The sequence below is a fragment of the Amycolatopsis vastitatis genome (assembly GCF_002234595.1).
Classification (GTDB): Bacteria; Actinomycetota; Actinomycetes; order Mycobacteriales; family Pseudonocardiaceae; genus Amycolatopsis; species Amycolatopsis vastitatis.
Genome location: NZ_NMUL01000018.1, coordinates 52,294 through 78,404, shown reverse-complemented (window position 1 = coordinate 78,404; position 26,111 = coordinate 52,294). Strand labels below are relative to the sequence as shown.

Here is a 26,111-nt window from a genome sequence, read left to right as displayed (position 1 = left end):
GCGTGTTCTAACCCGCCTAAACACTCACGACGCTTGCGCGGCACGGCAGCCCGTCCCGGTCAACGGCACACGGTCTGCCCGTCCCGGTGCCGGTGAGCAGGGTTTTCGTCAAATCCGGCCGCATGATGGGAAATTCCCGGACCTTCGGGTCTTGAACCTCCTCCGGCCGGGGGTGCATCCTGGTGCCCCGCCGCTGTAAGGAAAGTTTCCTAACTAAGGGAGCAACCAGGAATGCGGAAACTGATCCTGCTCGCGACGCTGGCGCTGACCGCGGCCGTGACGCCGTCGGCCCTCGCCTCGGCGTCACCGGCCCCGGCCACCGTGGCGGCCGCCCCGACCGCCGCCCAGCTGCTCGCCAAGACCACCGGCTGCAAGCAGATCTCGAACGGCAAGTACAAGACCGACGAAGACGCCTCGGGCAAGACGGTCGCCGTCTGCGACGCCAACGGCGCGGTCTTCTGGAAAGCCGACATGGACATCGACTGCGACGGCCAGCGCACCTCGCAGTGCAACGAGAACACCGACTGCTGCTACCAGGACGACACGGCGTTCCACCAGTCCGACGGCAAGCCGCTCAACGCCGCGAAGCTGCCCTACATCGTCGTGCCGAGCTCCAGCAGCATCTGGAAGTACTCCTCGTCCGGCCTCAAGGGCGGCGGCTCCTGTGCGGTGATCTACAACGGCAAGGTCGAGTACGCGGTCATCGGCGACACCGGCCCGACGCAGATCATCGGCGAAGCCTCCTACGCCACGGCGAAGGACCTCGGCATCAACCCCGACCCGTCCAACGGCGGCACCGACTCCGGCGTGACGTACATCTGCTTCAAGAACTCGACGGTCTCGCCGATCGAGAACCACTCCAACGCGGTGAGCAAGGGCCAGAGCCTCGCCACCACCTTCGTGAACAACAACTGACGCGACCTGCTGACGATCCGGCGGCGAATCATGGTTCTTACCCACGGTTCGCCGCCGGATCATGGGTGAAATCGAGACGCGATTCTCACCCGAAACCCTTGCGCCTCACTGCCGTTTCACGCTTTCCCCCGTTCGCCGCCGTCGCGGTAACGATCCAGGGGTGCCCGCCGACCAACTTGAGGGTCGCGCGGAAATAGCGGAGGTTTGGCGTGAAGATCAGTGTCTTCGGGCTCGGTTACGTCGGCTGTGTTTCCGCCGCGTGCCTGGCGGGGCAGGGGCACCGGGTGGTCGGCGTGGACGTCAACCCGGTCAAGATCGACCTCATCACCCAGGGCAACGCCCCGGTGGTCGAGGAGCGGATCGGCGAGCTGACCGCCGAAGTCGTCGCGAGCGGGGCGCTGAGAGCCACGACCGACGTCGCGGAGGCCGTCGCCGACAGCGAGATCTCCCTGGTCTGCGTCGGCACGCCGTCGGCGCCGAACGGCAGCCTCTCCACGGTCTACCTCGAGCGCGTCGCCGAGGAGATCGGCGAGGCGATCGCGCGGAAGACCGAACGGCACACCGTCGTCTTCCGCAGCACGATGCTGCCCGGCACCTGCCTCGACCTGCTGATCCCGATCCTGGAGAAGGCGTCGGGCTGCACGGCCGGTGTCGACTTCGGCGTCGCGGTGAACCCCGAGTTCCTGCGCGAGGGCACCAGCGTCCGCGACTTCTTCGACCCGCCGAAGACCGTGATCGGCGAGATCGACACCGCCAGCGGTGACGCCGTCGCGGCGCTGTACGAGGGCCTGCCCGGCCCCGTCTTCCGCGTGCCGATCCCGGTCGCGGAGATGACGAAGTACGCCGACAACTCCTTCCACGGTCTGAAGATCGGGTTCGCGAACGAGCTCGGTTCGGTCTGCCGGGCGCTCGGCCTCGACTCGCACCAGGTGATCGACGTCTTCCTCGCCGACACCAAGCTCAACATCAGCCCGGCCTACCTCAGGCCCGGGTTCGCCTTCGGCGGCTCCTGCCTGCCGAAGGACCTGCGCGGGCTGGTCTACGCCGCGCACCGCGCCGACGTGAAGGTGCCGATCCTCTCCCACGTGCTCGCGTCCAACGACGAGCACCTGCAGCGCGCGTTCGACCTGGTCGCGCGCACCGGCAAGCGCAAGGTCGGGCTGTTCGGGCTGTCGTTCAAGCCGGGCACCGACGACCTGCGCGAGTCGCCGCTGGTCGAGCTGGCCGAGAAGCTGCTCGGCAAGGGCTACGACCTCAAGATCTACGACGCGAACGTCAGTCTCTCGAGGCTGATGGGGGCCAACCGCGAGTACATCGAGGGCAGGCTGCCGCACCTGGGCCAGCTGCTGGCCGGGTCCGTCGGAGAAGTCATGGACCACGCCGACGTCCTCATCGTCGGCTGCAAGGACCCGGACGTGCTGGCGGCCCTGCCGCACGGTGGCGACCGGGTGCTCGTCGACCTCGTCCGCCTGCCCGACGCCGCCGAGCGTCGCCTTGAAGAGGGATATGCCGGCCTTGCCTGGTAAAGCGCTCATCCTTGTCGAGAATCTTTCCGTTCCCTTCGACCGGCGGGTCTGGCAGGAGTCCACGACCCTGCGCGACGCCGGGTGGGAAGTCCACGTGATCTGCCCGCAGGGCACGAAACGCGACACCGAAGCCGAAGCCGTGATCGACGGCGTCCACATCCACCGGTACCCGCTCACGGCGGCGACCGGCGGGCCCGCCGGCTACCTGCAGGAGTACGGCAGCGCGCTGTGGCACACGCTGAAACTGGCCCGGAAGGTCGGGCCGGTCGACGTCGTCCATGCCTGCAACCCGCCGGACCTTCTGTACCTGGTCGCGAAGTACCTGAAGCGCCACGGCGCGAAGTTCATCTTCGACCAGCACGACCTGTGCCCGGAGCTGTACCTGTCGCGGTTCGACCGCGGGCAGGACCTCCTCTACCGCGGGGTCTGCGCGCTCGAACGCGCCACCTACCGCGCCGCCGACGTCGTGATCTCGACGAACGAGAGCTACAAGCAGGTCGCCCGGATCCGCGGCGGCAAGCGGCCCGAGGACGTCTTCGTGGTGCGCAGCGCCCCGGTCGTCGAGCGGTTCAAGGAGGTGCCCGCCGAGCCCGAGCTCAAGAAGGGGAAGCCCTTCATGCTCGCCTACCTCGGCGTGATGGGCCCCCAGGACGGCGTCGACTACGCCCTGCGCGCGCTCGCGAAGCTGCGGGACGACATCGGCCGCACCGACTGGCACGCGGTGTTCGTAGGCTCCGGCGACGCCTTCGACGACATGGTGGCGCTCTCGGCGAAGCTCGGGCTCGGCAACCAGGTCGAGTTCACCGGCCGGATCCCGGACGAGGACCTCGTCCGCTACCTCTCCACCGCCGACGTCTGCCTGTCGCCGGACCCGCTCAACCCGCTCAACGACGTCTCCACGATGAACAAGGTCATGGAGTACATGGCGATGAGCAAGCCGATCGTCTCGTTCGAGCTGCGCGAGGCGCGGGTGTCCGCGGGCGACGCCGCCGTCTACGCCCCGGCGAACGACGAATCGGCGTTCGCGAAGCTCGTCGCCCAGCTGCTCGACGACCCCGAGGAGCGGGTCCGGATGGGTAAGCTCGGCCAGGCCAGGGTGGCGGGTGCGCTTTCCTGGGAGAACTCGGCGAAGGCTCTCCTCGCCGCGTATGAGCACGCTGTGAAGCCCTGATCGCCGTTAGGTCAAGAAGTCACCGGACTTGTAACCATTGCTCCCGGTCCGGCGACGACTCCGGTAACCGGCCGATCAACTGAACCCGTTCGGCGTACCCGGCTCAGGAATGGAGATCCCGCCGTTGACTGACGACACGGTGCGCCTGGCCCTGATCGGGCAGGTCCTGAGACGACGATGGCGGCTCCTGGCCGCCCTCGCCGTGCTGGGCGCGGTGATCGGCGCTGCGGCGTCGATCCTGGTTTCGCCCGGCTACAAGACGACCTCGAACGTGCTCCTCCAGGGACCGCGGCAGGCCGACGAGCTGCTCACCCAGGCCCAGGTCGCGACCAGCTCGGTCGTCCTCGACCGCGCGGCCGCCGTCCTGCCGTGGCACCCGAGCGGCGCCGACCTGCAGAAGAAGGTCACCGCGTCGGTGTCGAACGGCAACGTCGTGACGCTCACCGTCTCCGCCGACACCGCCGAGCACGCCCAGCAGCTCGCCGACCAGGTCGCGCAGCAGTTCGTCAAGTACTCCGGGCAGCTGGCCAGCAACTCCGCCGACGCGTCGGTGCAGCTGGCCCAGGAGCAGCGCGAGTCGCTGCGCAACCAGGTCAAGCTGACCACGGACAAGATCAGCGAGCTCGCCAAGAACGTGGGCGGCGACCTGACCGTGGAGAGCGTCCAGGTCCGCACCCAGCTCGAAGGCCTCCGGACGTCGCTGGAGCAGGCCATCAACGACCTCAACCAGGCGGACCTCGCGACCGGCATCGGCAACACCGTCGTGCTGGGCAGCTCCGAGCGCCCGGCCGGGCCGGCCGCCCCGACGATGGTCCAGCTGGCCGCGGGCGGCGCGCTGCTGTTCTTCCTCGCCGGCGTGTTCGGCCACCTGTTCGCCGCCCGCGCCGACCGGCGCCTGCGGGGCGAGCCCGAGATCGCGTCCGCGCTCGGCTCGCCGATCCTCGCCGGTGTCGACGTCACGACCCCGGAGGGCGACCGCCTCCCGGCGACCGGCTTCACGGGCAAGGTGCGACGGCTCCTCGGCGGCGACCGGCCGTGGGTGCTGCCGCCGGTCGCGACGTCGGCCGACGAGGTCAACCGCAATATCCGCTACCGCCGGGTGCTCGCCCGGCTGGCCACCGGCCCCGCCGACGTCCTGCTGCTGGTGGCCGACGACGACGAGACGGGCCGCCTGGCCGCCGCACAGCTCGCCGAGCTGGCCGACCGGATGTCCCTGCCGCTGCGGGTCTTCGAGTTCTCGGCCGAGCGGCCGACCGTGCCGGACGCCGGACCGGACTCCGGGGTCCTGGTGGTCCTCGGCACCGGCACCCGCACCGCGTGGCAGCTCGTCCGGCTCGCCGAAGCCTGTTCCGACGCGGGCCAGGAGATCGTCGGCGCCGTCCTCACCCACCCCGTCCGGCCGGCCGGCCCGGTCACCGAACCCGCGGCGGAAGCCCCCGAGAAAGCCCTGGCAGGTTCGGCGTGACGACTCCTTCGGAAACCCCGGCGGCCCCCCTCTTCGACCTCCAGCGCCTGTTCGTCACGATCCGCCGTCGCAAGCGCTTCTGGCTGGCCACGGCGCTGCTCGGGCTGATCGCGGGCGCGGCTGTCGCGGTCCTGCTGCCGGCCTCGCCGACCGCGGTCACCAAGGTGATCGTCGTCCACCAGGACGACTCGCCGACCGACAGCGGCACGCTGATCCGCACCGACGTCGCGGTGCTGCAGACGACGCAGATCGCCGAAGGCGCGCTGAAGAAGCTGGGCAGCACGCAAGCGCCCGAAGACTTCATGAAGAACTACGCGGGGCTCGGCCTGACGAACAACGTCCTGCAGATCACCGTCAAGGCCAAGAACGGCGACGACGCCGTCGCGCAGGCCAGGGCGCTGGCCGAGGTGTTCATCGCCGACCACGTGCAGCGCAGCCAGGCCGCCGCGGCCGCGCAGTCCAAGGCCATCCTCGACCAGCGCAAGAACGCGCAGGACGAGCTGGCCAAGGTCGACCAGCAGATCTCCGACGAGACCGCCAAGGGCCGCAATGCGAACGCCAGCACCCTCGAAGGCCTCTACGGCCGCCGCGCCGCGCTCGCGTCGCAGATCTCCGACTTCGACTCCCGCGCCCAGCAGGCCGGCATCGGCAGCCCGCAGGTCGCCGCGGGCACCCAGGTCGTCGACGCGGCCCGGCTCCTTCCGAAGGCGTTCCTGAAGACCACCGCGACCGACGCCGGCGTCGGGTTCGCCCTCGGCCTGGCCCTCGGGCTCGCGCTCGTCGCCGTCGGCGCGGTGTCGCGCGACCGGCCGGTGCTGCGCCGCGAAATCTCCACCCACCTCGGCGCGTCCGTGCTCGCCCAGCTGCCGTCGAAGCCCCGGGGCCCGGCCCGGCTGTGGCGCCGCTCCCGCGCCGTCTCCGAACGCCAGCGCGTCGCGACGACCCTGGTCCGCGCGATCAAGAACGACTCGCGCGAGGTGTCGCTGCTGGAGCTCGGGGCGCCGAAGGTCGCCGCCGCGCTCGCCCTCGACGTCGCCGGGGAGCTGGCCGCGGACGGCCGCGCGAGCGTCGTCGACGACCTGCCCGGCGAGGAGGTCCGCAAGCTCGCGGCCGAGACGCACAGCGAGGTCGTCGTGATCGGCGCCGGCGACCCCGGGCCCGAACCCGGGGAGCACCGGATCGGCGTCGGCACGGTTTCGCCGGGCACGGCGTGGACCGACCTGGAGCACCTCGGCCCGGAAACCGTGCTGGTCGTCAAGGCCGGGCACGCGAACACGCTGTGGCTGCACACCGTCGCCCGTCAGCTCGCCGACCAGCGCATCCCGGTCATCGGCATCGTCCTGGTCGACCCGGACCCGCGCGACAAGTCCGACGGCACGCTGTGGGACGGCCTGCACACGGCGTTGCGCGGCCGGGCCAAGCAGGCACCCGCGGTGCAGGCCGCCCCGGCCGCGCACGAAGACCGGATGGACGAGCTGGTGGCCCGCATCGCCGAGCGCGTCGCCGTGGCGGAGCCGCCGACGCGGCGGTTCACCCCGGTCCGGCCGGTGGTCCCGCCCGCCCTCGCCACCCCGAGGCCGCCGGCCGCGCCGCTGCCGCCGCCCGGCACGGTCGGCGTTCCCGACCACCTGAACGCGCCGACGAGGAAGTTCGCTCCGGTCAAGCCGCCGAAGCGCCCGACGCCGTTCAAGCGCGACGACGCCGAGCCGACGCACAAAGGCGAACTGAACGCCGAGCTCGAGTCCGAAAAGAGCGCGGAGGTCTCCTGACCCCCGCGGCAACCTGAAGGGGAATCCACTCGAGATGTGCGGCATCGCAGGCACCTACCTCTGGCCGGACGGCGGGCCGCTCACCGACCGGCTGACCAAGACGCTGGCCCACCGCGGGCCGGACGGCTCGGGCCGCTACGACCACGCCGTCGGCGCCGGCTCGGTGCACCTCGGCCACCGGCGCCTCTCGATCATCGACCTGTCCGAGACCGGCGCCCAGCCGATGGCCCTCGACGGCTTGGCGCTGAGCTACAACGGCGAGCTGTACAACGCGCCCGAGCTGCGGGCCGAGCTTTCCGCGGCGGGCGTGCGCTTCCGCGGCACGTCCGACACCGAGGTGCTGCTGCAGGCGTGGCGGCGCTGGGGCACGGACTGCCTGCCCAAGCTGCGCGGGATGTTCGCCTTCGCGCTGTTCGAAGAGGGCACCGGCGAACTGTTCCTGGTCCGCGACCAGCTGGGCATCAAGCCGCTGTTCTTCGTGCAACGCGCCGGCGGGGTCGCGTTCGCGTCCGAGCTGAAGGCCCTCGCTGGGGAGCTCGGCGGGTCGCTGCAGGTCGACAACGCCGCGTTGATCGCGTCGCTGCTCTACTACTGGGTGCCGGACAGCCGGTGCGCCTACCAGGGCGCGGAGAAGCTGCAGCCGGGCACGTGGCTGCGCTGCCGCCCGGACGGCCAGGTCGACCGCGGCCGCTTCTGGTCGCTGCGGGAGGTCGCCGAGGAGGGCGCGGCGTTCGACGGCGAGGTCGACCTGCACGAGGTGATCGCCGAGTCGACGGCCAAGCACCTGCTCTCGGACGTCCCGGTCGCGACGTTCCTCTCGGGCGGGCTGGACTCCAGCTACCTGACGGCGCTGGCCGCGCGTTCGCAGCCCGGGATTTCGGCCTACACCATCGGCTTCCGGGCCGAGGACGCCAAGTTCGAGGCGATGCCGGACGACCTGAAGTACGCCCGGATCGTGGCGCAGCAGTTCGGCGTCGACCTGCACGAGATCGAGATCGCGCCGCAGGTGCTCGATCTGCTGCCGAAGATGACCTACCACCTCGACGAGCCGATCGGCGACCCGGCGGCGATCAACTCGTTCCTGATCTGCTCGGCCGCGCGCGAGGCCGGCGTCAAGGTGATGCTGTCCGGGATGGGCGCCGACGAGCTGTTCGCCGGCTACCGCAAGCACCTCGCGAACCTGATCGCCCTGCGCTACCACAAGGTGCCGGGCGCGGTCCGGCGTCCCGTGGAGTCCATTGTGGACCGGCTGCCGGTGGCGTCGGCCAAGCGCGGGTACCGGTCGGTGCGGTTCGCCAAGCGGTTCCTGTCCTTCGCGGGCCTGCCCGAGGAGACGGCGTTCCGGCGCAGCTACACGATGTACGACCGGACCGAGCTGCTCGACCTGGTGAACCCGGACCTCGCGGCGGACGTCGACTCCGTTCTGACCGAGCACGCGGACACCTACAACGACCAGGCTTTGGACGACTTCGTCAACCGGATGTGCCTGGCCGACTCGCGGATGTTCCTGCCGGGGCTGAACCTGACCTACACCGACCGCTCGACCATGGCGGCGTCGACCGAGGTGCGCACGCCGTTCGTCGACGTCGAGGTCGTACGGGCGGCGTTCAAGATCCCGGGGAACAAGAAGATCGTCGGCCGCGCCGGGAAGATGGCTTTGAAAAACGCGGCTTTGAACATCCTGCCCAGCGAGATCGTGCACCGGCCGAAGGGCCTGTTCAGCGCGCCGCTGCGGGCCTGGATGAGCCGCGACCTGGCACCGCTGGTGCGCGAAGTCGTCAACGACGGCGTGCTCGTTTCGTCCGGCCTCCTGCAGCGTGAGGCACTGCAGCGCATGGTCGCCGAGGACGCCGCCGGCCAGGAAGACCGCGGCAAGCACCTCTGGCACGTCCTGACTCTTGAATATTGGTACCGGAACGCGATGGCGGGAGCGAAGTGAAGCAGGTCGTCCAGAACTACAAGAGCGGTGAACTGGCACTGCTGGAGGTACCGGAGCCGGCTTGCAAGCCCGGCGGCGTCCTGGTGCGGACGGTGTACTCGCTGATCTCCACCGGCACCGAGATGATGAAGGTGTCCGAGGCCAGCCTGTCCCTGGTGGGCAAGGCCAAGGCGCGGCCGGACCAGGTGGCGAAGGTGATGCAGAGCGTCGCCACCAACGGCCTTTCGGCGACCTACCGCAAGGTGACGTCCAAACTGGACTCCTACACCCCGCTCGGCTACTCGCTGTGCGGCATCGTCGAGCAGGTCGGCGACGGCATCACCGACGTGGCGGTGGGTGACCTCGTGGCCTGCGCGGGCAACGAGCACGCGCTGCACTCCGAGCTGAACTGGGTGCCGAAGAACCTCTACTCCCGCGTCCCGGCCGGCGTCGACCCGCGGCACGCGGCGTTCGGCACCGTCGGGTCGATCGCCATGCAGGGCGTCCGCCGCGGCGAGCCGCAGATCGGCGACGTTGCCCTGGTCATCGGCCTCGGCCTGATCGGCCAGCTCGTGGTGCAGCTGCTGACGTCGTCCGGCGTGCGCGTCGTCGGCGTCGACCCCGACCCGGAGCGCTGCAAGCTCGCCGAGAGCCTCGGCGCGCTGACCTGCGCGCACCCGGCGTCCGGCATCGTCGACACCGCGGTGGACGAGCTGACGCACGGCGCGGGCGTCGACCAGACGTACCTGGCGGCCGGCGGCAACACGAACGACCCGGTCGAGCTGGCGGCGAAGCTGTCACGCGACCGCGGCCGCGTGATCGACATCGGCAAGTGCAAGCTCGACCTGCCGTGGAACGCCTACTACGAGAAGGAACTGGACGTCCGGTTCTCCCGGTCGTACGGCCCGGGCCGCTACGACCCGTCGTACGAGCTGGAAGGCCGTGACTACCCGATCGGCCAGGTCCGCTGGACCGAGCGCCGCAACCTCGAGTGCGTCCTCGACCTGATCGCGCGCGACCGCCTCGACGTCGACCCGCTGATCACGCACGTCTCGGACTTCTCGGACGCGGTTTCGACGTACCAGGCGCTGAACGAGGGGTCGCTCAAGGCGGTGGCGGTGCTGTTCCGCTACCCGGACGCGGTCGCCCGGACGGAGCCGGTGGTCACGTCCGCGCGGGTCGGGCTGGTCGAGCACGAGGCCGCGCCGCTGCCGGCCGGGCAGCCGGTGCGCCTGGGCTTCATCGGGGCGGGCAACTACGCGTCGTCGATGCTGCTGCCGCACCTCGTCGAGCGCGACGACGTCCGGCTCGAGCACGTCGCGACGACGTCGGCGCTCTCCGGCGCCAACGCGCGGCGCAAGTTCGGCTTCGCTTCGGCGTCGACCGACATCGACAACGTCCTCGGCGACGACTCGATCGACGCGGTGTTCGTGGTGACGCGGCACAGCTCGCACGCCGAGCTGACCCGCCAGGCGTTGCTCGCGGGCAAGACGGTGTTCGTCGAGAAGCCGCTGGCGCTCTCTCCCGAAGAGCTCCAGAAGGTGCTCGACGCGGTCGAGGAGTCCGGCAACGACCGGCTCCAGGTCGGCTTCAACCGCCGCTTCGCACCGCTGCTGCACGAGGCCCGCGGCCAGTTCGGCCCCCGCGTCGGCCCGGCGACCGTGCGGTACCTCGTCAACGCCGGCCGCCTCGACCACGGCAGCTGGTACAACCAGACCACCACCGAGGGCTCCCGGTTCGCCGGCGAGGGCGGCCACTTCATCGACACGGTGAGCTGGCTGCTCGACGCCGACCCGGTCTCGGTGTACGCCACCGGGGACCTCCAGGTGACCCTCGGCTACGCGGACGGCTCGACGGCGGTCATCACGTACGCCGAGACCGGCTCGTCCGGCTTCCCGAAGGAGACCCTCGACCTCACAGCCGACGGCAAGGTGCTGAAGTTCGACGACTTCGTCCGCGCATCGGTGTACTCCCGGAAGAAGTGGGCCAGCTCGCGGATCCCGAAGGGCCGCGACAAGGGCCAGGCCGCCGAGGTCGACGCCTTCCTGACAGCGGTGCGCACGGGCGGGCCGATGCCGATCTCGATCGCGTCGCTGGCCGCGACGACACTGGCGACGCTGGCCGCGCAGACCAGCGTGGCGAACGCGGCGCCGGTCCGGATCGATCTGCCCCGGAAGGCGGGTGCCCCGGCATGATGGGTCCCGGCTGGTACCTGCGCCGGCTGTCCCGCATGGGGCCGGCGGAGGTCGTCGGCCGCGCTCGGCACGCCGTCGTCCAGCGGCAGTGGCGGACCGCGCTGCCCACGCCGCCTCTCTGGCCCGCGCACCCGCGTTTCACGGCCGTGCTGCCTGCCGGGGTGGTGGGCAAGGTATCCGCTGAGGCGGCTTCGCGGCTCCTGGCCACGGCGGACGAGCTGATGGCCGGACGCGCCGAGTACTTCGGCGTGGTGCGCTCGGACATGGCGTCGCCGGACTGGTTCCTCGACCCGAAGACGGGCCGTCGCGCACCTTCCGAGCTGTATGCGTTCGACGTGCCGTACCGGTCGGAGGACACGGTCGGCGACATCAAGCAGATCTGGGAGCCGTCGCGGCACCAGCACCTGACGGTGCTGGCCGCGGCGTACGCCCTGACCGGGACCCCCGCGTACGCCGCGCGGGCGGCCTCGCACCTGCGGTCGTGGTGGGCGGAGAACCCGCCGCTGCGGGGACCGCACTGGGTCAGCGGCATCGAGCTGGGCATCCGGCTGCTGTCGTGGGTCTGGACGCGTCGCCTGCTGGAAGGCTGGGACGGCGTCGGAGAGCTGTTCGAGGACAACCCGGACTTCCAGCTCCAGCTGTGGCACCACCAGAACTGGCTGGCGACGCTGCGCAGCCACGGCTCGTCGGCGAACAACCACGTCATCGCCGAGGACGCCGGCCTGCTGGCCGCGGCGTGCGCGTTCGGCTGGTTCCCGGAGTCGGCGGGCTGGCGGGCTTCGGCGATGCGCTCGCTGGACGCCCAGCTCGGCCGCAACACGTTCCCGTCGGGCCTGAACGCGGAGCTGGCGTCGGAGTACCACGGCCTGGTGCTGGAACTGGGCCTCGCCGCGGCGGTGGAGGCAGACGCCGCGGGCACACCGGTACCCGAGTCGACGTGGGACGTCCTGCTCCGGATGACGGACGCGCTGGCGTCCATTGTGGACAATCGGCTCCGGCCGCCCCGCCAGGGCGACGCCGACGACGGCTTCGGCCTGATCGTCGACGGGCTCGAAACCGGCCGCTGGGCGTCGTTGCTGGCCACCGGTGAAGTCCTGTTCGGCCGGCCGGCCTGGTGGCCGCCGGTCCCGGGCGACGACGTCCGCACGCCCCTGCTGACCTCGCTCGCTTCCCGGACTTCGCGTGCTTCGGGCGCCCGCCCCGGCCGGCGCCCCGCGCACCTGCGCGACGCGGGCATGACGATCCTGCGGTCGGGCCGCATCTGGGCGCGTTGTGACGGCGGCCCGCACGGCTTCCTGTCGATCGCCGCGCACGCCCACGCGGACGCGCTGTCAGTGGAGGTCCGCCACGACGGCGTCGACATCCTGGCCGACCCGGGCACCTTCTGCTACCACGGCGAGCCGCAGTGGCGGTCGTACTTCCGGTCGACGCTCGGCCACAACACACTGGAGCTGGGCGGCCGCGACCAGTCGGTGTCCGGCGGCCCGTTCCTGTGGACCCGGCACGCGGTGACGAAGGTCCTGGCGGTCGAGACCCCGCCCACCGGAGCATCCCGCTGGATGGCGGCCCACGACGGCTACGCCCCGGCCGCCCACCGCCGCACGGTGGAACTCGACGGCAACGTGCTCAAGATCGTCGACGAGGTCCTCGGCGAGGGTGGCTCGGAGGGCCGCCTGGCGTTCCACCTGGGCCCGTCGGTCACGGTCACGCTCGACGGCACCACGGCGCGGCTCAGCTGGCCGGCCCCAACGGGCGTGCCCGGTTCCGCCGCTGGTGTCGCCAGTGGCGCTGTGTCGGGGGTGCCAAGCCCTGCCGCCGTCGGCGCTGCTGTGCCGGGGGAGCCCAGCCCTGCTGCCGTTGGTACTGCCGTGCCCGATGTGCCCGGCTCTGTCGCCACCGGTGCGTCCGATCCTCTCGTCGGCCGCGTTTCCGGTTCCCTCGCCGCCGACGGGGGAGCGGTGCGCACCGCCGTCATGGAACTGCCGCCCGAGTTGTCGTGGACCGCGCACCGCGGCGAAACCGACCCGCCGCTCGGCTGGTACTCCGCGGGCTTCGGCCGAAAGGAACCCTCGACCACCCTCGTCGGCTCCGGGACTCCCGGACACCTCACCACCTTGCTCCGCTTCAGTTAGGACCCGCCCGTGACAGCCCGCCGCTTCCGACTCAGCCGTGCCGCTCCGCTGCTCGGCGTCCTCCTCACGGTTGCGGCGTGCTCGGGCAGCCCGGAAACCGACAGCGGCCCGGCGCAGGCCACCCCGGCCCCCAGCGGGTCCGTCGCGGCGGTGTGCGACAAGGAGCCGGCCGGCCCGGCGGCCGCACCGGCGGGCGCGGTCGTCGTCGACCCGGCGGTCCCGGGCGACCTGGCGGCGAAGACGCGCTCGGCCGGGCCGGGCACGACCTTCTGGCTCAAGCCGGGCAAGCACATCCTCGGCGGCGACAAGTACGACCAGGTCTCGCCGAAGGACGGCGACGTCTACATCGGCGCCCCGGGCGCGATCGTCGACGGCCGCAAGATCAACCAGTACGCGTTCACCGGCCACGCGGCCAACGTCAAGATCACCTACCTGACCGTGCAGGGCTTCGCCGCGCCCCACGACGAAGGCGTCGTCAACCACGACTCCGGCGACGGCTGGGCGATCGAGCACTCGACCATCCAGGACAACGACGGTGCCGGGCTGATGGCGGGCGCACGCCAGCAGGTCCGCGGCAACTGCCTGCGCCGCAACGGCCAGTACGGGATGAACGCCTACTCCGGCAGCACCCCGCTCACCGCGCTGGTCGTGGAGGGCAACGAGATCGCCGGCAACAACACCGGCGACTGGGAAGCGAAGATCGACGGCTGCGGCTGCAGCGGCGGCATCAAGTTCTGGCAGGTCGACGGCGCCGACGTGCGCGGCAACTGGGTGCACGACAACCACGGCACCGGGCTGTGGGCCGACACGAACAACAACGACTTCCTCATCGAGGGCAACCTCATCGAGAACAACGACAGTGCCGCGCTGATCTACGAAATCAGCTACAACGCGATCATCCGCGACAACACCATCCGGAAGAACAACTGGGTCGACGGCCGCAGGTACGCCGACAAAGGTGACAACTTCCCGACGTCGGCGATCTACATCTCCGAGTCCGGCGGCGAGCCACGCGTCAAGGCCCGCACCGCGAAGATCGACATCTCCCGCAACTACCTGGAGAACAACTGGTCCGGGATCACGCTGTGGGAGAACGCCGACCGGTACTGCAACAGCCCGGCCAACACGTCCTCCGGCGACTGCACCCGGCTGGTCCGCAACGTGAAGCAGTGCTCGGCCCCGGCGATCACGACCGGCCCGCTCCTCGCCGACTGCCGCTGGAAGACCCAGAACGTCGACATCCACGACAACAAGTTCGTCCTCGACCCGGCGGTCGTCGGCTGCCAGGCCTCGTGCGGCCGGATGGGCCTGCTGTCGAACTTCGGCACCTACCCGGACTGGTCGCCGTACAAGGGCGACGCGGTCCAGGAAGCGATCACGTTCAAGCAGGACAACCGCTGGCACGACAACAGCTACGCCGGCCCGTGGACGTTCATCGGCTACGCGGCCGACCGCGTCCTCGAGATCGGCGAGTGGGAAGGCTCGCCGTACTCGCAGGACACGGGGAGCACGTACACCGCACAGGGCGGGGGCTGACATGACCGCGCACACCGGAACGCCGGCGGGCATCCGCGGCGACGCTGCGCCCGGACCTGTGTCGGCCACCCCGAAGTGGGCCGGCCTGGCCTGGGCGCTGCTGATCCTCAACACCCTCGGGTCGACCGGCGCGAAGACGGTCCTGCCGCTGCCGCGGTCGGTCAGCCAGCTCGTCACCATGGGCTCGCTGATGACCGCGTTCGTGATCGCGCTGGTGCTGAACAAGCACCTGCGGATCCGGCCGAGCGCGTACCTCCTCCTGCTCACGTTGCTGCTGCTCACGAGCATCATGTCCAGCGCCGACCTGCAGGAGGGCGCCGGCGCGTTGTTCCGGTGCTTCCGGCTCACCGTGTTCCTCTCGACGCTCTGGCTGCTGACGCGCTGGTGGGACGGCGGGTTCAGCTTCGTCCGCTACCACATCCGCACGTATGCGATCGTGCTCGCGTCCGTGGCGATCGGCCTGGTGATCGCCCCGGGCAACGCGATGCCGGACATCTACGGCGGCCGGCTGTCGGGCGCGATCTGGCCGCTCACCCCGCCGCAGATCGGCCAGTACGCGGCCGTCATCTCCGGGCTCACGCTCCTCCTTTGGTTCGGGCGCCGCACGACGTGGCGCAGCGCGTTGGTCATCGTGGTCCCGGTGCTGGCGCTGCTGATGCTCACGCACACCCGCACGGCGACGCTCGGCCTGATCGTCGGCCTCGCGGTGGCCTTCCTGTCGATGCTGCTGACCAGCGCCCGCGCGCGGAAGGTGTTCGCGTGGACGGTCGGCGTCGGCGGGGTCGCCGGCGTGGTGCTCGCGGGTGCGCTCCAGACGTGGTTCCTCCGTGGGCAGAGTGCGGACAACTTCTCCAGCCTGACCGGCCGCGCAAAGGTGTGGGACGCGCTGCTCGAGGCCCCGCGGACGACGGCGGAGTACATCTTCGGCGTCGGGCTGACGGACAAGTCCTACGACGGCCTCCCGATCGACAACAGCTGGCTCGCGATCTACCACGAGCAGGGATTCGTCGGGATCGGGCTGGTCGCCGCGTTCCTGCTGACGCTGATCGTCGTCGCGGTGCTGCGGCCTCCTTCGCTGGCGAGGGCGTGTGCGATCTTCTTGATCACCTACACCGTTTCTGCCTCCTATACCGAAGCTGGTCTCGGCGACGCGTCGCCATACCTCCTGCACCTGGCGGTCGCCGCGTCGCTGCTGGTCCGCGGGGTGCCGCAGTCCGACGAGCAAGCATTCATCCCGGCGAAGGGGGCAGACGTGCGAGGTGCGGGCGCGTGAAGGTTCTCGTGGTCCACAACCGGTACCGGTCCGAGCAGCCGAGCGGGGAGAACAATGTCGTCGACGCCGAGGTGACGTTGCTCGCCGAGGGCGGCCACAAGGTGTCGCTGTTCGAACGCCGCAGCGACGACATCGCCGCGATGCCGTTGCCCCGCAAGGCCGCGGTGCCGCTGATGGTGCCGTGGAACCCGGCGGTGCGGAAGGAGCTCGCCGCCCGGCTGCGGGCCTCGCGCCCGGACGTCGTGCACATCCACAACACGTTCCCGCTGCTGTCACCTTCGGTGGTCGCCGCCTGCGCGGACGCGGGCGTGCCCGCGGTCGCGACGCTGCACAACTACACGATGGTCTGCCCACCCGGCACGCTCCACCGCGACGGCCGCATCTGCACCGAGTGTGTCGGCGGCTCACCGCTGCCCGCGGTGAAGCACGGTTGCTACCGCGGTTCGAGCGCGGCCACGGTGCCGATGGCGGCGAGCATGGTCGCGAACCGGCGCCGGTGGTGGACGGGCGTTTCGCGGTTCTTCTGCATTTCGGCGGCCCAACGTGACCTCCTCGTGTCGGCCGGGATGCCCGGCGAGCGGATGGCGGTGAAGCACAACTTCGTCACCGACCCCGGTGTCCGCCGCACCGGCGACGGGTCCCACGTGCTGTTCCTCGGCCGGATCACCGAGGAGAAGGGGGTCGGCCTGCTGATGCGGGCTTGGGACCGCCTCGGCGGTGCCCTGGGCGTGCCACTGGTCATCGCCGGTACCGGGCCGATGCAGGACGAGGTCGCGGCCTGGGCGGCCGGACGCTCCGACGTCTCGTATGTCGGCCTCCGGAACAAGGCGGAGTGCCGCGCCCTGACCGCCGACGCGGTCGCGGTGGTCGCGCCGTCGACGTGGCTGGAGGCCTTCGGCCTGGTGGTCGTCGAGGCGATGGCCGCCGGCGTCCCGACGGTCGCGGCAGCGCATGGCGCCTTCCCCGAACTCGTCGACGACGGGGTCACCGGCCTTCTGCACGTGCCGAACGACCCTGCCTCGCTCGCGGACCGCCTCCGCGCGGTGGCCGGCGACCGCAACCGCGACATGGGCGACGCGGCCCGCGTCCGGTACGAGAAGGACTTCACCCCCGCGGTCGGGCTGGATCGGCTGGTCGCCGGGTATGAAGCGGCGATCGAGGCGCACGGGTGAGACAGCTCGTCCGGACGGCACCCGCGGCCCTGCCGGCCGCGCTGCGTGCCCCGCTGGCGATGTCGGGCGCGCTGGCGACGGCGGTGCTCGTCGCCCTCGGCATCCTGCACTTCCACGACTCCGGCCTCACCGGCATCGACGCGGCGCTCCTCCCGTCGATCGACGGCGTCGAGCCGCCGTGGCGGTACGTCGCCCTGGTCTTCGACTTCGGCGGCGAACCGGTGGGGTCGGTGATCCTGGTCGGCCTGATCGCGGCGGTCTGCTTTCTCCTCCACCGGGTCCGGACGGCGGTGCTGACCGTGCTCGGTGTGCTGGCCACGGTGGCCGTGACGACCGTGCTCAAGCCGATCGTCGGCCGCACCATCCACGGCGAGTTCCTCTCCTACCCCAGCGGGCACACGGCCTTGGCGACGGCGCTCGCGCTGGTCATCGGCCTGCTGCTGACCGACCGGCTGGGGCGCGGCCGCGCGGCCGCGGTGGCGCTCGTTCTCGGGCTGGCGCTGGTCGCCGGGGTGGCCATGGGCTGGGCCGAGGTGGGCCTCGGCGCGCATTACCCGACCGATGCCCTCGGCGGTTTCTGCGCCGCGCTGGCTGTGGTCCCCGCGACGGCGTGGCTGGTGGATCGGGTCGCCGACCGGCTCTGAGTTCCGGTGCCCGGGTTCTCCGCTCCGGATCTGCGCGGAAAGCCTGTCGGTCTCGGCAGTCGTCGTTCGTCGGTGGGGTGACCAACGTGCGAAGGAGACCCCGATGATCCAGGACCTGATCGCCGCCGAACGGCGGGAGCTGGCCGCGCTGCTCGACGAGCTGTCGCCGTCCGCCTGGGCGACGCCGACCTTGTGCGCCGGCTGGCGCGTGCCCGAGGTGGTCGCCCACATGACGATGCCCTTCCGGTTCTCGACCGGCCGGTTCGTGCGGGAGCTGCTGAAGTCCGGTGGCCGCTTCAACGTCATGGCCGACCGGGTGGCTCGCCGCGAAGCGGCGGAGCTTTCCCGCGAGGCGCTGGTCGCGTCGCTGCGTGACAACGCGGACCACCCGTGGCGGCCGCCGGGCGGCGGCGCGGAGGGGGCCCTGAGCCACGACGTGATCCACGGCCTGGACATCACGACCGCCTTGAAGCTGGACCGCCGGGTGCCCTTGGAGCGCCTGGAGGTGATCTTCGCGGCGATGAAGCCCAAGCAGATCAAGTACTTCGGCGCCGACCTGACCGGCGTCGCTCTGCGCGCCGACGACCTCGACTGGTCGTACGGCACCGGCACACCGATCACCGGGGCGGCCCAGGACCTCCTGCTCGTCCTCTGCAACCGGCGGCTGCCCGCCGGCCGTCTTCGGGGAGAACCGAGCGCGCGCTTCACCACGGTCTGATCTCCTTCCGCAGCTCGTCCATTGTGGACAGCCCAGGGGCGCCGAACCACAGCGCCTGAAGCCCGGCGCCGCGAGCCGCGGCGACGTTTTCCTCCCGGTCGTCGATGAACAGAATCCGTTCGGGGATGACGTCGAGCCGCCGGCACAGCGTGGTGAACGCCTCGGGATCGGGCTTGCGCACTCCGATGTCCCCGCTGATGAACCAGTCGGTGAGGTACTCGCCGAGCCCGAAGCGATCGCGCAGCAGCTTGGACCACTCGCTGACGTCGTTGCTCAGGCAGGCGAGCCGCACTCCGGTCGCGTCGAGTTCGGCGAGCAGAGCGACCACGCCCTCGGTGAGGCGATGGGCACGGCAGTACTGCTCGTCCGATGTCCCGGAAGCGCCGGCGGTCGTCCAGAAGTCCGCGGACGGCATCTTGCCGAGGCTGCATTCCTCGTACAGCTGGGCGATTTCGCCGCGGCCCAACACGCAGCCGTGGCTGCGGAGGTACGGGACGAGCAGCTCACCGACGTCGTCGGCGCTCGAGTACAGGACGCCCATGGCGTCGAACGCGACGACGTCGATCGCGTCGCGGTGGAGGGCGGTGGGAACGAGGGGCATGTCTCCGACGGTACCGAACACCCGTGCGAACGCCATCGCTGAAAAGGGTGAACCCGGAGCGTCCGGAATTCTCCGTTCGCAATTTTTCCCTTGTGTAGCAAGGAAATCCCCGGTCGCCGAGACGGGCCGCGGTGAAAACTGTCGGACCCCGTCGGCAAGCTCCTGATCAGCAGCCGGCGACCCCGCCGTCGAACGAAGAGCACTCGTCCTGCGAGTAGGGCCCCGCCCGCCAGCCCGCAGCGTCGACCGTCTTGGAGGTGTCATGCACGACGAAGGTCCATGGCCCGGTGTAGGCGTTGTCGTGCCACCGGTTGCCCTGGCCGAAGGTGATCGCCTCCTCGACCACGGTGCCCTTGTAGGGAGACCAATCCGGGAAGGTCCCGTAGTTCGACAGCAGCGCCATCCGCCCGCACAGGCTCGCGCAGCCCACCCGTCCAGCATCGAACCGGAAGGTGTTCCCGTGAATCTCCACCCGCTGCGTCTTCCAGCGGCAGTCGTCATACGCCGGGCGCTGCTCGATCGTGCCCGCCGCGCACGAAGACTTCGAAGCGACCTTGGTGCAGTAGCCCGAAGACGTGTTCGCCGGGCTGTTGCAGAAGCGGTCGGCGTTCTCCCACAACGTGATCCCGGCCCAGTTGTCCTCGAAGGTGTTCCCGGTGATGTCGACGGCCGACGTCCGCGCCGGCACGCGCGCTTCGCCGCCCGATTCCGACAGGTACACCGTCGCCACCGGGAAGTTGTCGCCGCGCGAAGCGAACGCGCGGCCCTGCACCAGGGCGTTGCCGCGGAAGGTGTTGCCGCGCAGCACGAGGTTGTAGCTGGTCTCGTAGAACAGCGCCTCGGAGTCGTTGGCCTCGAAAAGGTTGTCCTCGACGAGGAAGTCGTTGTTGTTCGTGTCGGCCCACAGGCCGGCGCCGTGGTTGCCGTGCACCCAGTTGCCGCGGATGTCGGCCCCGTTCACGGCCCAGAACTTGGCGCCGCCGCTGCACCCGCAGCCCGGCACCTTGGCCTCCCAGTCACCGGTGTTGTTGCCGGTGATCTCGTTGCCCTCCAGGACGAGCCCGGTGATGCCGTCGCCGGCCTGGTACGCGTTGAGCCCGTACTGCCCGTTGTTCCGCAGGCAGCTGTGGCGGACGACCTGGCCGGCACCGGCCATCAGCGCCGCGCCGGCGTTGTCCTCGATGGTGGTGTTCTCGATGAGCCAGCCGTCTCCGGAGTCGTGGTTGACCACGCCCTGGTCCTGCAGCGCCGCGAACCCGCGGACGGTGAGGCCGTGGAGCTGGACGTTGCGGGCCCGCTGGGTGAAGGCCGCGCGGTTGACTCCGCGGCCGTCGACGACCGCACCCGGCGCGCCGAGGTACACGTCGCCGTCCTTCGGGGCGACCTGGCCGAACTCGTCGCTCCCGAGCGTGTGGGTGCCGGGCCGGAGCCAGAACGTGGTTCCGGGAGGGGACGCCGCCGTCTTGGCCGCGAGGTCGCCGTCGACGCCCGGATCGACGGCGACGGCCCCGGACGGCGGGTCCTCGTACTCGGCGGGCTGGTGGCCGCACACGGGGGCGGGCCCGTCGGCGGCACGCGCGGTCGCCGGGCACGCCACGGCGATCAGGAGCGAGCAAGCACCGACGAGAACCGCGCGAGATCTGCCCATGGCAGGACGCTACGCACGAACGGGCCGGAAAACAGTCACCCTCAAGTGTCCTCATCGGACCCATGGGGTGAATCCGGCCCGCCCGTGCGGGGATCAGGCGTGCTTGCGGAACACGGGCTGCACCGGGCGCCCGCCCATCCACGGCGTCGGGTCCTGGGCGTCGAGCGCCTTCCGGTACACCGTGCAGGCCTGGGCGACGACGTCGATGGTCTTGTCGATGTCGGCTTCGGTGAGTGCGGCACTGACCACGAAGGACGGTCCGAGCACGCCGCCGCTGATCAGCTCGCGCAGGAACAGCGTCCGGTAGGGCTGGGACGGCTTGCCCTGTTCGTCGAGGGTGCCGAAGACGAGGTTGCTGGCCCGGCCGCGGACGACCACGTGGTCTTCGACGCCGATCCCGGCCGCCACCTCGCGGACGCCGGCGGCGAGCCGGTCGCCGAGGGCGTGCATGCGGCCGATGACGTCCTCTTCCCGGTAGACGTCCATGACCGCCATCGCGGCGGCCAGGGAGTGGGTCTCGGCGCCGTGGGTGGTGGAGAGGAGGAACACCCGTTCGCGGTCGGTGCGCAGGCCACCGATCTCCATCAGCTCCCGCTTGCCGGCCAGCGCGGAGACGGCGAAGCCGTTGCCGAGGGCCTTGCCGAACGTCGAGAGGTCGGGCGTGACGCCGTAGAGGCCCTGGGCGCCGTGGGCGGACCACCGGAAGCCGGTGATCATCTCGTCGAAGATCAGGACGACGCCGTGCCGGGTGGTGAGCTCGCGCAGGCCCTGCAGGTACCCCGGCGGTGGTTCCACCGCCGCGGCCGCCTCGAGGATCATGCACGCGATCTGGCCCTCGTGGCGCTGCAGCAGCTCCTCCGCGGCCTGCAGGTCGCCGTACGGGAAGGACACCACCGCTTCGGTCGTCTCGTCCGGGATGCCCGCGTTCATCGGCGTGGTGCCGATGAACCAGTCGTCGGTGGAGAAGAAGGCGTGGTCGGCGCACTTGGCGACGAGCTTGCGGCCGGTGGCGGCGCGGGCCAGCCGGACCGCGGCCGTGGTGGCGTCCGAGCCGTTCTTGGTGAACTTCACCATGTCGGCCGTCGGCACGTTCTCGAGGAACCGCTCGGCGGCTTCGGCCTCGATGATCGACGGCCGGATGAAGTTGCCGCCCTTCTCGATCTCCCGCCGGACGGCGTCGAGGATCCGCGGGTGGGCGTGGCCGAGGCTGACCGCTCTCAGCCCCGCGCCGTACTCGACGTACTCGTTGCCGTCGACGTCCCACACGTGGCCCCCGAGGCCGTGGGAGATGACCGGGGCCATCCCTTCGGGATACTGGTCCGAGCCCTTGGCGTAGGTGTGCGCACCGCCGGGGATGACCCGGTGCAGCCGCTCGTCCGCCTGCGTGGAGCGGGGCAGGTTCGTTCCCATGTCGTGGCTCACCTCGTTGGTTTCAACGCCTCTCCGAGAGACGGCGCCCGTTCGTCCCGGTCGCTGACCATTGTGACCGACAGTGGCCACGAAATGTCCAATTCAGGGTCTTTGTACGAAATCGTAATGTCTTCTTCAGGATCGTGGGCCCGATCGATACGGTACGAAACATCGGAGGGATCCGTGAGTGACTGGAAGCCGTGGGCGCACCCCGCCGGGATGTACACGGAAACCTGGGTATCCCCGGAAAGTTCGAAGGTTTTGATGTTCCGGAATGTCGGCGAACCCGGTCGGAGATCCACCACGACGTCGAAGATCGCGCCGTGGGAACACCGCACCAGCTTCGCCTCGCCGGCGCCGCCGCGCAGGTGCATCCCGCGGACGACTCCCTTGCGGGAACGGGAAAGGCTGTCCTGGACGAAGCCGTCCGGGTCGATGCCCGCCGACGCGACGACGTCGCGGTCGAACGTCCGGCTGAAGAATCCGCGCTGGTCCGCGTGCGGGGTGGGTTCGAACAGATACGCACCGTCGATCTCGGGCACCGGAATGGCCTTCATCGCCCACCCCCGAAGAGGGCCGCCGAAAGGGCGGCGAACTGGTCCTTGAGCCGTTGCGCGTTCATCTCGTTCCGTTCCAGGAGCGTCTGGCGCAGTTCCGCCGAGCGGTTCTCCAGTTCGGTGAACTGCTCGACGAGCCGGTCGAAGGCGACGGACTTCGCCCGCTGGGTGAAGCCCTCGAGACCCATCTCCGCCATCAGCACGTCGTTCTTCGGTGCGTACCCGATCGCCACGGTCGGTTTCGCGACCTTCAGGGCGCAGAGCACGTTGTGGTAGCGCGTGGCCACCACGCTGTCCACCGCCGCCATCTCGTGCATCAGGTCGTCCAGTGTCTCCGCCGAAGCCGCCGTCACCAGCGGGGAAGCGGTCTTCTCGAGGATCTCGTCGACGACCTGGCGGTCGATCCGGTCACCGATGAACAGCCGGACTCCTCTGCCCTGGTCAACGAGCCACGCGACGAAACGGTTCATCGTGTCCACGTAGTGGCGGTAGATGCGGTCGGCCTCGGCGCGGTCGTCGTTGCCGCCGTAGTAGGCCATCACGCCGACGCCGACGGTGCCCGGCTCGCCGTCGCCGGCCGGAGTCGGAAGGGAGAACGCGAGGTCGGGATAGACCTGGTCGGCACTCGTGTCGACGCCCATGGCGCGCATGGCGTCGCGCGAGATGTCGTCGCGGTAGGAGCGGTAGGCGGCGAGCCGGCCGGACCAGCGGACCAGCGTCCGCGTCGCCCGGGCGCTGATGTGGTTCGCGCCCACGCAGACGAGCGCCACCTTGGTGCCGAACAGGCGGCCGGTGGCGGAGAGGAGGAAGAGCGAATACGGGAAACCCCAGGGACGCAGCGGAAGCGTCGCTTCGAGGACGCCCATGCCGGGCACGATCACGACGTCCTGCTTGCGGACCCAGGCCGCGGTGCGGGCGATGTCGACCAGCTTGCCGAAGCCCTTGAGGGCGACCGAGCGCAGGCCGGACGCCGTCTCGTACTCCGACTGGTTCCAGTGCAAGGGCGTGGTGTCGAGGCCGTACCGCTCGCGGACGATCTCCGGGCCGCCGACGAGGGCGCTCAGCACCGCGTCCGGGTACTCGGCGCGCAGGTAGCCGAGCACGGCTTCGAGGGAACCGTCGTTGCCGAGGTTCCCCGAGCCGAGCAGGCCGAAGACGCCGACGCGTGGCGCACGCTTCACGCGAGCCTGCCTTCCCGGCCGGCCACGATCTCGTTGACCGTGGCGACGTCCGAGGCGGTGGGCGCGCGGTCCTCGACGCGCTCGCCGTGGCCGGAGCGCGCGCGGTTGGTCAGCCAGGTACCGAGGTGGCCGAAGCATTCGCGCTTGTCGGCGGCCGAGATCGGCGCGCGCCGGATCAGGTCCGCGAACCCGTAGACGTACTCGCCGAGCAGGCGGACGGTGGGGTTCCGGAGCCGGTTCGCGCGCCGCGGGTCCAGATTCGCGCACCGGCTCCGGATGGTCGGGTTGGCCCGTTCCGCGCGGCCCGGGTGGTCGCGGCGGAAGTAGAGCAGCTCGGGCACCTGGTAGAACGGCCCGTGCAGGGCCATCTCGGCCGAGTACGTGCGGTCGGCGTGGTGGTAGCTGTTGAGCGGCTTGACGCGGCGGAGGACGTCGGCGCGGATGACGCCGTAGAAGTCGTCGCCGCCGGGCTCGAACAGGATGCTGCGGAACCGGTCCGGGGCGTGCCGGGAGCCGGTGTCCAGTGTGTACTCGAGCGGCTGGACGATGCGGCCGTCGCCGTCGATGATCGCCTGGTCGCAGTGGGCGAGGATGACGTCCGGGCGCTCGTCGAGGGCCTCGACGCACCGCTTGAGCAGGTCGCGGGCGTAGAGGTCGTCGTGGGAGACCCACTTGAACAGCTCGGTGCGGGACACGTCGAACACGAAGTTGTGGTTCGGCGTCGCGCCGATGTTCTCCGGCTGGCGGACGTAGCGGATCCGCGAGTCCTTGTCGGCGTAGCGGCGGCAGATCTCGTCGGTGCCGTCGGTGGAGGCGTTGTCCGAGATGATCAGCTCGAAGTCTTCGAAGGTCTGGCCGAGCAGGGCGTCCAGCGACTCGGCGAGGTACTCCTCGCCGTTGTACACCGGGAGGCCGAGGCTCAGCCGCGGGACGGTGGTCATGGAGTCCTCATTCCTTGATCGGCAGTTTGATCGGCTCGAACACCACGGTGGGCTCGTCGGCGCCCGGGACCGATGGCACGTACTCGCGGAGCCCGAGCCTCAGCTGGAACCACCAGACGACGGACCCGCTGAGCGTGGCCGTCGCGACGCCCCACGCGGACCCGGCCGCGCCGCCGAGGAACGCGCCGGTGATGCCGAAGGTGACGTAGAACAGCGACGCGACCAGCTGCGAGCGCAGACTCCGCTTAGCCGCGCCCAGTGCGCGCAACCCGGCCGCCGCGCCGGTGGCGAAGCTCGCGCCGACCACGGCGAGGGTCACCGGCAGGATCAGCGGGGACGACGAGTCCCACACCGAGCCCATCACCCACCGGCCGGCGACGTCGGGCACCAGGAGGAGCAGGCCGAGGCCCCAGCACAGCGCGGCGGCGGCTTGGCCGCCACCGAGGATCACGCAGAAGTGCTTCAGCCGGTGCGGCGCCCGCTGAAGCACCCGCGCACCCTCGGCGACGGTGACCAGGGACAGCCCCATGAGCAGCGCCAGGAACGGGCCGAGGAGCTGTTCGGCGCCGCGGACCGCGCCGACGGCGGTGATCCCGGCGATGGCGCCCAGGCCGTAGGCCCGCAGCTGCGACGCGCCGCTGTTGCTGACGTTCTCGACCAGGTAGCGCACGCTGAGGTCGCGCTGGGTCCGGAGCCAGCCGAGCATCTCCCGCGGATGGGGGAGGATTCCGGTCTGGAACCAGCCGTACAGGGCCGCGGCCGCACCGGACAGCCCCCATGCGAGCACGAAGGCGACCACCGTGTGGATCTGCGCGGCGACGTACAACGCCGGGAGCAGGACCACACCCCAGACGCAGTCGTTGACGAACGCCCTCTTGCCCTCGCCCTTCGCGAAGAACGCGAACCGCCAGGCGTCCTGGAGGAGCAGGCCCGGCAACACCACGGCGAGCGCGACGAACGCGTCGCCGAGCGGTCCGCCCGCGGCCAGCCCGGCGACCAGGCTGACCAGCCCGGTGGCGCAGCCGACCCCGATGGCCGTGCCGGACGCACTGGCGACCCCCAGGCGCCAGCGTTGTTCCGCCACCGCGCTGAACCGCACCATCAGCGGGTCGGTCGCCAGGCCGCGCGAGATGTTGAGCACCACACCGTAGGTCACCCAGGCGAGGCTGAAGATGCCGAACGCGAACGTGCCGAGCGAGCGGGCCACGTACAGGCCGACGGCGAAGTTGGTCAGGCTGGAGACCGCCTGGTCGCCGAGGCCCCAGCTCAGCCGTCCCGCCATCGCGCGCACCGCGCCCGATCGGAAGATCGAGCGCGGCGCACGGCGGTGGTTGGCCAC

The 26,111-nt window shown here is 70.6% G+C and carries 20 protein-coding genes; 13 read left to right on the top strand and 7 right to left on the bottom strand.

Going from position 1 to position 26,111, the window contains the following annotated elements; translation table 11 throughout:
- The first annotated feature begins 231 nt into the window (after positions 1 to 231).
- The 13 genes from CF165_RS20285 to CF165_RS20225 all read left to right on the top strand — a co-directional run bounded on the left by CF165_RS20285 (position 232) and on the right by CF165_RS20225 (position 18,434).
- Complete coding sequence (locus CF165_RS20285; RefSeq protein WP_093949106.1) at positions 232 to 915, top strand: glycoside hydrolase family 75 protein; 684 nt, start codon at positions 232 to 234, stop codon at positions 913 to 915.
- Positions 916 to 1,124: 209 nt separating this feature from the next.
- Positions 1,125 to 2,441: a nucleotide sugar dehydrogenase gene (locus CF165_RS20280; RefSeq protein WP_093949105.1), complete on the top strand. Its 1,317-nt coding sequence runs from the start codon at positions 1,125 to 1,127 to the stop codon at positions 2,439 to 2,441.
- On the top strand, positions 2,422 to 3,612 hold the full coding sequence (locus CF165_RS20275; protein WP_093949104.1) for a glycosyltransferase family 4 protein: 1,191 nt from the start codon (positions 2,422 to 2,424) through the stop codon (positions 3,610 to 3,612). Before CF165_RS20280 ends, CF165_RS20275 begins: the two co-directional genes overlap by 20 nt.
- A 109-nt stretch (positions 3,613 to 3,721) precedes the next feature.
- Positions 3,722 to 5,077: a GumC domain-containing protein gene (locus CF165_RS20270; RefSeq protein ID WP_167441522.1), complete on the top strand. Its 1,356-nt coding sequence runs from the start codon at positions 3,722 to 3,724 to the stop codon at positions 5,075 to 5,077.
- A complete protein-coding gene (locus tag CF165_RS20265; protein WP_093949103.1) occupies positions 5,074 to 6,846 on the top strand; it encodes a Wzz/FepE/Etk N-terminal domain-containing protein in 1,773 nt (590 codons plus the stop codon). The genes CF165_RS20270 and CF165_RS20265 overlap by 4 nt, the downstream gene beginning before the upstream one ends.
- Positions 6,847 to 6,880: 34 nt before the next feature.
- Complete coding sequence (gene asnB, locus CF165_RS20260) at positions 6,881 to 8,785, top strand: asparagine synthase (glutamine-hydrolyzing) (protein ID WP_093949102.1); 1,905 nt, start codon at positions 6,881 to 6,883, stop codon at positions 8,783 to 8,785.
- Positions 8,782 to 10,959 carry a bi-domain-containing oxidoreductase gene (locus CF165_RS20255; protein ID WP_093949101.1) on the top strand — a complete coding sequence of 726 codons (2,178 nt, stop codon included), beginning with the start codon at positions 8,782 to 8,784 and terminating at the stop codon, positions 10,957 to 10,959. The genes asnB and CF165_RS20255 overlap by 4 nt, the downstream gene beginning before the upstream one ends.
- Positions 10,956 to 13,091 (top strand): heparinase II/III family protein, encoded by a 2,136-nt coding sequence (locus CF165_RS20250; protein ID WP_093949100.1) that lies wholly within the window; start codon positions 10,956 to 10,958, stop codon positions 13,089 to 13,091. Before CF165_RS20255 ends, CF165_RS20250 begins: the two co-directional genes overlap by 4 nt.
- Before the next feature lie 9 nt (positions 13,092 to 13,100).
- Positions 13,101 to 14,627, top strand: coding sequence for a right-handed parallel beta-helix repeat-containing protein (locus tag CF165_RS20245; protein WP_093949099.1), 1,527 nt, complete (start codon positions 13,101 to 13,103; stop codon positions 14,625 to 14,627).
- Position 14,628: 1 nt separating this feature from the next.
- Positions 14,629 to 15,900: an O-antigen ligase family protein gene (locus CF165_RS20240; protein WP_439098512.1), complete on the top strand. Its 1,272-nt coding sequence runs from the start codon at positions 14,629 to 14,631 to the stop codon at positions 15,898 to 15,900.
- Positions 15,897 to 17,072 (top strand): glycosyltransferase family 4 protein, encoded by a 1,176-nt coding sequence (locus CF165_RS20235; protein ID WP_093949098.1) that lies wholly within the window; start codon positions 15,897 to 15,899, stop codon positions 17,070 to 17,072. The genes CF165_RS20240 and CF165_RS20235 overlap by 4 nt, the downstream gene beginning before the upstream one ends.
- Positions 17,069 to 17,716 (top strand): phosphatase PAP2 family protein, encoded by a 648-nt coding sequence (locus CF165_RS20230; RefSeq protein WP_093949097.1) that lies wholly within the window; start codon positions 17,069 to 17,071, stop codon positions 17,714 to 17,716. The genes CF165_RS20235 and CF165_RS20230 overlap by 4 nt, the downstream gene beginning before the upstream one ends.
- A 103-nt stretch (positions 17,717 to 17,819) precedes the next feature.
- Positions 17,820 to 18,434: a maleylpyruvate isomerase family mycothiol-dependent enzyme gene (locus tag CF165_RS20225; RefSeq protein ID WP_093949096.1), complete on the top strand. Its 615-nt coding sequence runs from the start codon at positions 17,820 to 17,822 to the stop codon at positions 18,432 to 18,434.
- On the opposite strand, the gene CF165_RS20220 is transcribed toward CF165_RS20225, so the two are convergent.
- From CF165_RS20220 to CF165_RS20190, 7 genes are all read right to left on the bottom strand, one after another.
- A complete protein-coding gene (locus CF165_RS20220; RefSeq protein ID WP_158226801.1) occupies positions 18,421 to 19,035 on the bottom strand; it encodes an HAD family hydrolase in 615 nt (204 codons plus the stop codon). The genes CF165_RS20225 and CF165_RS20220 overlap by 14 nt on opposite strands.
- 166 nt (positions 19,036 to 19,201) lie before the next feature.
- Positions 19,202 to 20,683, bottom strand: a complete 1,482-nt coding sequence (locus CF165_RS20215; RefSeq protein ID WP_240521675.1) for a right-handed parallel beta-helix repeat-containing protein — start codon at positions 20,681 to 20,683, stop codon at positions 19,202 to 19,204.
- A 93-nt stretch (positions 20,684 to 20,776) separates the two neighbouring features.
- On the bottom strand, positions 20,777 to 22,093 hold the full coding sequence (locus CF165_RS20210) for a glutamate-1-semialdehyde 2,1-aminomutase (RefSeq protein ID WP_093949094.1): 1,317 nt from the start codon (positions 22,091 to 22,093) through the stop codon (positions 20,777 to 20,779).
- Between the two features lie 8 nt (positions 22,094 to 22,101).
- Positions 22,102 to 22,650, bottom strand: a complete 549-nt coding sequence (locus tag CF165_RS20205) for a dTDP-4-dehydrorhamnose 3,5-epimerase family protein (protein ID WP_093949093.1) — start codon at positions 22,648 to 22,650, stop codon at positions 22,102 to 22,104.
- Positions 22,647 to 23,831: a polysaccharide pyruvyl transferase family protein gene (locus tag CF165_RS20200; protein ID WP_093949092.1), complete on the bottom strand. Its 1,185-nt coding sequence runs from the start codon at positions 23,829 to 23,831 to the stop codon at positions 22,647 to 22,649. Before CF165_RS20200 ends, CF165_RS20205 begins: the two co-directional genes overlap by 4 nt.
- The gene (locus tag CF165_RS20195) at positions 23,828 to 24,772 is read right to left on the bottom strand and encodes a glycosyltransferase family 2 protein (protein ID WP_093949091.1); all 945 of its coding nucleotides are present in this window, start codon (positions 24,770 to 24,772) and stop codon (positions 23,828 to 23,830) included. The genes CF165_RS20200 and CF165_RS20195 overlap by 4 nt, the downstream gene beginning before the upstream one ends.
- Before the next feature lie 7 nt (positions 24,773 to 24,779).
- Positions 24,780 to 26,111: an MATE family efflux transporter gene (locus CF165_RS20190; protein ID WP_093949090.1), complete on the bottom strand. Its 1,332-nt coding sequence runs from the start codon at positions 26,109 to 26,111 to the stop codon at positions 24,780 to 24,782.

Excerpts from the sequence above, each read along its gene's own strand:
- CF165_RS20240 (WP_439098512.1), top strand. The coding sequence starts at position 14,629 with ATGACCGCGCACACCGGAACGCCGGCGGGCATCCGCGGCGACGCTGCG.
- CF165_RS20220 (WP_158226801.1), bottom strand. The coding sequence starts at position 19,035 with ATGCCCCTCGTTCCCACCGCCCTCCACCGCGACGCGATCGACGTCGTC.
- CF165_RS20215 (WP_240521675.1), bottom strand. The coding sequence starts at position 20,683 with ATGGGCAGATCTCGCGCGGTTCTCGTCGGTGCTTGCTCGCTCCTGATC.
- CF165_RS20270 (WP_167441522.1), top strand. The coding sequence starts at position 3,722 with ATGGAGATCCCGCCGTTGACTGACGACACGGTGCGCCTGGCCCTGATC.
- CF165_RS20195 (WP_093949091.1), bottom strand. The coding sequence starts at position 24,772 with ATGACCACCGTCCCGCGGCTGAGCCTCGGCCTCCCGGTGTACAACGGC.
- CF165_RS20210 (WP_093949094.1), bottom strand. The coding sequence starts at position 22,093 with ATGGGAACGAACCTGCCCCGCTCCACGCAGGCGGACGAGCGGCTGCAC.
- CF165_RS20275 (WP_093949104.1), top strand. The coding sequence starts at position 2,422 with ATGCCGGCCTTGCCTGGTAAAGCGCTCATCCTTGTCGAGAATCTTTCC.
- asnB (WP_093949102.1), top strand. The coding sequence starts at position 6,881 with ATGTGCGGCATCGCAGGCACCTACCTCTGGCCGGACGGCGGGCCGCTC.
- CF165_RS20250 (WP_093949100.1), top strand. The coding sequence starts at position 10,956 with ATGATGGGTCCCGGCTGGTACCTGCGCCGGCTGTCCCGCATGGGGCCG.
- CF165_RS20225 (WP_093949096.1), top strand. The coding sequence starts at position 17,820 with ATGATCCAGGACCTGATCGCCGCCGAACGGCGGGAGCTGGCCGCGCTG.
- CF165_RS20285 (WP_093949106.1), top strand. The coding sequence starts at position 232 with ATGCGGAAACTGATCCTGCTCGCGACGCTGGCGCTGACCGCGGCCGTG.
- CF165_RS20205 (WP_093949093.1), bottom strand. The coding sequence starts at position 22,650 with ATGAAGGCCATTCCGGTGCCCGAGATCGACGGTGCGTATCTGTTCGAA.